Source organism: Lysinibacillus zambalensis, assembly GCF_040183165.1.
Classification (GTDB): Bacteria; Bacillota; Bacilli; order Bacillales_A; family Planococcaceae; genus Lysinibacillus; species Lysinibacillus zambalensis.
This window is the reverse complement of the sequence record NZ_JBEGDG010000040.1, coordinates 21,945-28,009: the sequence shown is the minus strand read 5'-3', so window position 1 is coordinate 28,009 and position 6,065 is coordinate 21,945. Positions and strand designations below refer to the sequence as shown.

The following is a 6,065-nucleotide window of genomic DNA, read 5'->3' as shown; positions in this document are numbered from 1 at the left end:
CAGTTAAAACATTTGTTGCTGACGCTTCGCTTTCGCACAGTTAAAACATTTGTTGCTGACGCTTCGCTTTCGCGCAGTTAAAACATTTGTTGCTGACGCTTCGCTTTCGCACAGTTAAAACATTTGTTGCTGACGCTTCGCTTTCGCGCAGTTAAAACATTTGTTGCTGACGCTTCGCTTTCGCACAGTTAAAACATTTGTTGCTGACGCTTCGCTTTCGCGCAGAGCAGAGCTTCCTGGGGGCGTCGGGTCAACAGATGTTTTTTGTGCGAAAGCTTAGTGCTAACGTAGCGACAGCGGCACGATGTTGGTCAAGAAGGCGTTATCACAGGATGTGATGCTCTTAGCCTTCGTTCCACTATCGCTGATCCCCAATGAGTCGCCCAGTCGAAACGAAGATCAACCACAATTTTTAGAGATAAAAAGAAACCTCAGCATTGTTTATCTGTGCGACAGCAACAACAAATCTTTCACTTTTCTATATACATTTTCACTTTCAAATCTCTCCATAACAATATGTATCAATCATTTAACTTCCTTCGTGAATTGCTCTGGGATATACGTTAAATATGGCTTACCTGTCAGTGGATGTGTTTGAATATCGGCATAAACCCCAAATACATCTTGTAATAATGTCGGTGTAAGTACTTCTTCTGGCGTGCCAAAACAAACAATTCGACCTTGCTGTAAAACATAAATTTGATCGCAATACATAGCCGCAATGTTCAAATCGTGGATTGCAGCAACAACTGTTAATTGTAAGGTTTGGATTAGATCCATAAGCTGCAATTGATGCTGAATATCTAGATGATTTGTTGGCTCATCTAAAATAAGCACTTGTGCTTGCTGAGCAAGGGCACGAGCAACCATCACACGCTTTTTTTCGCCACCCGAAAGAGAGCTATAGCTACGTTTCTCTAAATGAGCGATACCCGTTTGCTTCAGTGCATCCTTTACGATTTGAAAATCTTGCTCTTGATCAAACTCCAATAGTTTTTTATGGGGTGTTCTCCCCATACTCACTAAATCATGCACTGTAAAATCAAATAAGACCGGTGTTTCTTGACTCACAACTGCTAGATTTTTAGCTATGTTTTTACTCGATTGCTTTAGAATATCTTGTTCATTTAATAACACTGTTCCACTTTCTGGTTTTAATAAACGGTACAAATTCTTTAATAGCGTTGACTTCCCACTACCATTAGGACCGATCAACCCAACAAATTGCTTGTCCTTTATTTGAACATTTACTTCATGTAATATGCGTTCATCAGAAATGGAGAATGATATTTGTTTCGCTTCTAATGTCATATTTTTTTAATCTCCTTCACCGAAAGAATAATTGTTACGACGTAGCAGCCAAATGAAAAATGGACCTCCGCAAAAAGCCGTGATAATTCCTATCGGCATTTCCTCAGGGGCAATTAATATTCGAGCAATTGCATCTGCCCAAACTAAGAATATCCCCCCTAATAATGCGCTAATCGGTATGACATACTTATGATTTGAACCTACAATTAGCCGTACAATATGTGGAATGATTAAACCAACAAATCCAATTGAGCCACTTACAGCAACCAACACACCCGTTAATAACGATACTAATAAAATAAGCTGTATTCGAAATTGTTGTAAGTTAACCCCTAATGTAACTGCGGCTTCTTCTCCAAGAAGTAATAAATTTAAGCTGCGATAGTTGAGCCATAACAAGGCAAATACTACAATAAAAATGACTGCAGGAATTACAAGAATACTCCATTTCGCCCCTGCTAGGCTTCCTAGCATCCAAAACATGACTGCCTTCATTCCCCCCTCTTGCTTCGACAACATTAAGATAAAATTTGAAATAGCAGATAAAATAAATGACACCGCCATCCCTGAAAGCAAAAGTCGAAAGACGGATACTCTACCGCCAACATGCGATAAGAAGAAAACTAACCCCATTGCTGTGAGAGAGCCTAAAAAAGCCGATACGGAAAGAGCATAAACGCCCAGAAATGAAAAGGCACCTAAAATGATGACAGCTGTGGCACCAACTGTCGCTCCAGAAGAAATCCCTAAAATATATGGTTCTGCAATTGAATTACGAACGAGCGCCTGAATAGCTGCTCCTGCAATTGCCAAGCCTGCTCCGACGATAGCAGCGAGTAATACACGCGGAGCCCTTATTTGCCAAATGATAATTTCCTGTGAGCGACTCCAATCTTGTTCGATTGAGCTTTGAATAATAGGGATTTTAGAAAGGATAACCTTCCATACATAAAGTGGCGTAACGGAAACCGATCCAACCATAATTGCAATTGTCATTGAAATAATAAGTAGTAGAAGAAGGGTCATCGAAAGTACCATAAATTTTCTATTCATCTTTTTATTAACTCCTAATCATTAAACATTAATTTCATCTAGCCGTAATTGTAGCTGATACTCTGCTAATATTTGCAGTACGAAGATAAATGAAAGAAAAAAGGGTATTCCATGCAAATGCGCATGGAAATACCCTAGAATCAATTATGCTTGGCATAATCGCGTCTTTCAGCGTGTATTTGGACACCTGCTGAAAGAAATTAAACAATGTTAGATTTTCTTCTACTATTGTCCGTAATCGCTTTCATCCTCGTGGGCATTACAGGAATAACTAAATGGCAGGTCTCCTGGCTTCGAATCAATGTATCTATGATTGCCTTCCCATTCTAGAACAGTGGCTAAATCATCATAGAACTCCTCGTTACAGTTGCGGGACAGCGTCGGATTTGCACCGATTTCCCTTTTAAGTGACACATTGTATAAGATGTCACACCATTAGTATCGAATGATTTAAAATTATGACAATTCTATCATATATTTCAATAGTTAGTCTATACTATCAATCATTTATCAAGTTAAGAAACACCTTTACGTTAACCTAAAACCGTAATAAAGTTGACACAAAAACTTTATTTTCTTACACTATTATTATCAACATTACTTTTTAGAGGTGAAATAATGACAACCATTGTGGAACATACACATCAAAAATTAAGAACAGTAGATATTGCATACATTGGACTTTTTTCAACATTAATGATGATAGGGGCTAATATTACGTCCATTGTGCCTTTCATGGTTGTTGGCGGAGTACCGATCACATTGCAAACGTTTTTTGCTATTTTAGCGGGACTTATTCTCGGTAGTAGAAAAGGGGCACTCGCTTGTACTGTTTATATGTGCATCGGTTTAGCAGGAGCACCTGTATTTGCACGATTCAGCGGAGGCTTTGGACAAATTTTAAGTCCTACATTTGGTTTCATTGTCTCGTTTATATTAGCAGCATTTGTCGCAGGGCTTATTGTAGAACGCATTGGAACGAAGAAAAGTTATGTAGTTGCTGCATTAGTTGCAACTGCTATTAATTATTTATTAGGGACAAATTGGATGTACTTTGCCTATAAGCTATGGGCTAGTGCGCCTGATGCTTTCACGTATAAAATAGCATGGCTTTGGATGATGCCTCCTTTGCCAAAGGATATTATTTTAGCTATATTCGCGGGTATTTTTGCATACCGTCTTCAAAAGGTATTGAAAATAATTCCAATCAAATAAAGGTTCATCACCAAAACGTGGGTTGATTTCCGTTCCGACTTATATATAAGGCAAAGAGTGTCGAGGCTTTAACCTCTATTATAAACCCAAAAAATATTATAAAACCTAAAAATGTCCCATCAGTATTTTACATACTAATGGGACATTCTATTGTTAAACGTATGTTTTCATCCAGTTTAAGAAGTTATCAATAACTACATCTAGGAATTTGATAGTACCCTCATCTGTTAAATGGCCTTCAGCATCAAATTTAGTGTGTACTGCGCCAATATAAACATCATTACCACTAAGTAATGGTGAATTTACTCCAGGTGAGAATAAAATATCTCTTAAGTGTAATTGTGCTTTAACAGTACCTAAGTTACCCATTGATGCACCCATCATGAATGATGGCTTACCAATCATTACTTTATCAACGCGAGATAACCAATCGATGGCGTTAACCATAACACCTGGCACTGTACCATTATATTCTGGAGTCAGCCAAAGAACGGCATCCGCCTCTTTTACTTGTGCTTTAAAATCTAATACTGTTTGTGGTGCTTCATTTTCGATATCTTGGTTATACATTGGTAGGTCTTTTAAGCTTAATACTTCAAGATCCAATTTCTCCGCATAACGCTTTTGAATAAATTTCGCTAACTGCAGATTATAAGATTCTTTACGGATACTACCTACGATTGCTACTACTTTCACAATATTTCCTCCTAAATGTGCATTAAATTTATTTTTTGTAAAGCACTTTTATTTTATACCGACCTAATAATAGGTTGCAAATTCCTCAACTGGTTTACGATAACCACGCAAGCGGCGACTACTTTCTTTTTCCTTACCAATTGTAATCATTAGCGCAATTTCTTGTGTTTCCGGGACATTAAAAAGGGCTCTCATTTGTTGCTGATCAAAGCCGATCATTGGACATGTATCCCATCCACGATTTTTGGCTGCCAACATAAATAACATAGCTGAAAGTGAAGCGTTACGAATAGCCTCCTCTTTCTTAAACTCCTCGCCGCGCTCATTATAAAATTTTGTATTTTCTTCAACAAGATTTTCTAACTCACAAGCATTAATAATGCCTAAGTCTACCATCCCTTGACTAAGGTTAGCAGTATTTTTATAGGCTTCTTTATCTCCTAAAACAAGTATAACCGCCGAGGCTGAGTGCACTTTATATTGCCCGTATGCTGCTTCTCTTACTTTTTCTTTTTTTTCTTCATCTAAGACAACGATGTAATTAGCATGCTGTAAATTAAAAGCAGATGGAGCAAGTTTGACATCCTCCAAAATAGGACGTATATCTTCTTCGCTCATCTTAATACCCTCTATAAAATTATTCGCAGAACGACGCTTATCTATTACCTTTGCAAATTCCATCCAATTGACCTCCAATCATTTTCTTTTAAAAATATGTAATTTCCATTCAGCGAGACTTGTGTTTCTCTACTGAATGGAATGAAAAGTATTACTCTTATTCTTTATCGAACGTAATCGTACTTCTTACAGTGTCAATAGGACGAACAAGCTCTTCAATTTGTGCACGCTTTGGCTCTAAAAACGGTGGCAACGATAATTTTTCACCTAATGTTTCATAAGGCTCGTCCCCCATAAATCCTGGGCCATCAGTAGCTAGCTCAAATAAAATTTGTGGTGCAACTCGTGCATAAAGGGATTCAAAGAAGTGACGGTTTACATAACCCGAAGTATGGAAGCCAAAGCTTTCAAATCGTTCAGTCCATTCATCTAATACAGCGCGATCCTCTACGCGGAATGCTGCATGATGTACTGTACCGAAGCCTTGACGAGCTACTGGTAAAACTGCGTTAAACTCTACAATGATTTGTGCACCGTTTCCGCCTTCACCAACCTCAAATAAATGGAAATCCCCTTCCTCTGCAATTTCTGTAAAGAGCATCACTTTTTCGAGCACCTCTTTGAAATATTTTAAATTAGCAACTCTTACAAAAACTGGACCTAAGCCTGTAATTGCGTATTCTAGAGGAATCGGTCCATCTTGCCATGGAGTGCCTGATGCAACACCTGTATTGTTTTCATCAGAAATAAGTTGATATTGCTGATCATCAAAATCTACGAATGATAAAGTTTTCTTGCCAAATTGCTCTTGTATACCTGTATGTTTAACATTTAATCGATCAAAACGTTTTACCCAATAGTCCAATGCCGCATCTGTAGGCACGCGGAATGAAGTTTTGGAAATTTCATTCGTTCCATGCACACCTTTTGGGATGTTTGGGAAATCAAAAAATGTCATATCAGTACCAGCACTACCTTTATCATCCGCAAAGAATAAATGATATGTTTGGATATCATCCTGATTTACTGTTTTTTTCACTAATCGCATCCCTAATACATAAGTAAAGAATTTATAATTCTCTTCCGCACTACTTGTAATAGCAGTAACGTGGTGAATTCCTTTTAAATGGTTCATTTTATGTTCCTCCTATTTATCTCGATTTCGAGATATA

The 6,065-nt window shown here is 37.8% G+C and carries 6 protein-coding genes and 1 riboswitch; of the genes, 1 reads left to right on the top strand and 5 read right to left on the bottom strand.

The genetic code is table 11. The features are described 5' to 3' along the window. Positions 1-525 precede the first annotated feature (525 nt). Together ABNX05_RS25485 and ABNX05_RS25480 are read right to left on the bottom strand one after the other, a co-directional pair. Positions 526-1,311: a heme ABC transporter ATP-binding protein gene (locus ABNX05_RS25485; RefSeq protein ID WP_349662243.1), complete on the bottom strand. Its 786-nt coding sequence runs from the start codon at positions 1,309-1,311 to the stop codon at positions 526-528. 6 nt (positions 1,312-1,317) lie between these two features. After that, positions 1,318-2,364, bottom strand: coding sequence for a FecCD family ABC transporter permease (locus ABNX05_RS25480; protein WP_349662242.1), 1,047 nt, complete (start codon positions 2,362-2,364; stop codon positions 1,318-1,320). Between the two features lie 260 nt (positions 2,365-2,624). After that, a riboswitch (cobalamin riboswitch) is annotated at positions 2,625-2,816 on the bottom strand. A 166-nt stretch (positions 2,817-2,982) separates the two neighbouring features. Here ABNX05_RS25480 and ABNX05_RS25475 point away from each other — a divergent pair. Further along, complete coding sequence (locus ABNX05_RS25475; protein ID WP_349662241.1) at positions 2,983-3,579, top strand: biotin transporter BioY; 597 nt, start codon at positions 2,983-2,985, stop codon at positions 3,577-3,579. Between the two features lie 153 nt (positions 3,580-3,732). Here ABNX05_RS25475 and ABNX05_RS25470 read toward each other — a convergent pair whose 3' ends face one another. The 3 genes from ABNX05_RS25470 to ABNX05_RS25460 all read right to left on the bottom strand — a co-directional run bounded on the left by ABNX05_RS25470 (position 3,733) and on the right by ABNX05_RS25460 (position 6,028). Next, on the bottom strand, positions 3,733-4,275 hold the full coding sequence (locus ABNX05_RS25470) for an NADPH-dependent FMN reductase (RefSeq protein WP_349662240.1): 543 nt from the start codon (positions 4,273-4,275) through the stop codon (positions 3,733-3,735). 63 nt (positions 4,276-4,338) lie between these two features. Beyond that, entirely contained in the window at positions 4,339-4,956 is a 618-nt protein-coding gene (locus tag ABNX05_RS25465) for a nitroreductase family protein (RefSeq protein ID WP_349662239.1), read from the bottom strand. 94 nt (positions 4,957-5,050) lie between these two features. Next, the gene (locus tag ABNX05_RS25460) at positions 5,051-6,028 is read right to left on the bottom strand and encodes a ring-cleaving dioxygenase (protein WP_349662238.1); all 978 of its coding nucleotides are present in this window, start codon (positions 6,026-6,028) and stop codon (positions 5,051-5,053) included. Positions 6,029-6,065 lie beyond the last annotated feature (37 nt).

Bases quoted from the DNA above. Each gene is read 5' to 3' on its own strand.
- ABNX05_RS25485 (WP_349662243.1), bottom strand. From the start codon at position 1,311: ATGACATTAGAAGCGAAACAAATATCATTCTCCATTTCTGATGAACGC.
- ABNX05_RS25480 (WP_349662242.1), bottom strand. From the start codon at position 2,364: ATGAATAGAAAATTTATGGTACTTTCGATGACCCTTCTTCTACTACTT.
- ABNX05_RS25475 (WP_349662241.1), top strand. From the start codon at position 2,983: ATGACAACCATTGTGGAACATACACATCAAAAATTAAGAACAGTAGAT.
- ABNX05_RS25465 (WP_349662239.1), bottom strand. From the start codon at position 4,956: ATGGAATTTGCAAAGGTAATAGATAAGCGTCGTTCTGCGAATAATTTT.
- ABNX05_RS25460 (WP_349662238.1), bottom strand. From the start codon at position 6,028: ATGAACCATTTAAAAGGAATTCACCACGTTACTGCTATTACAAGTAGT.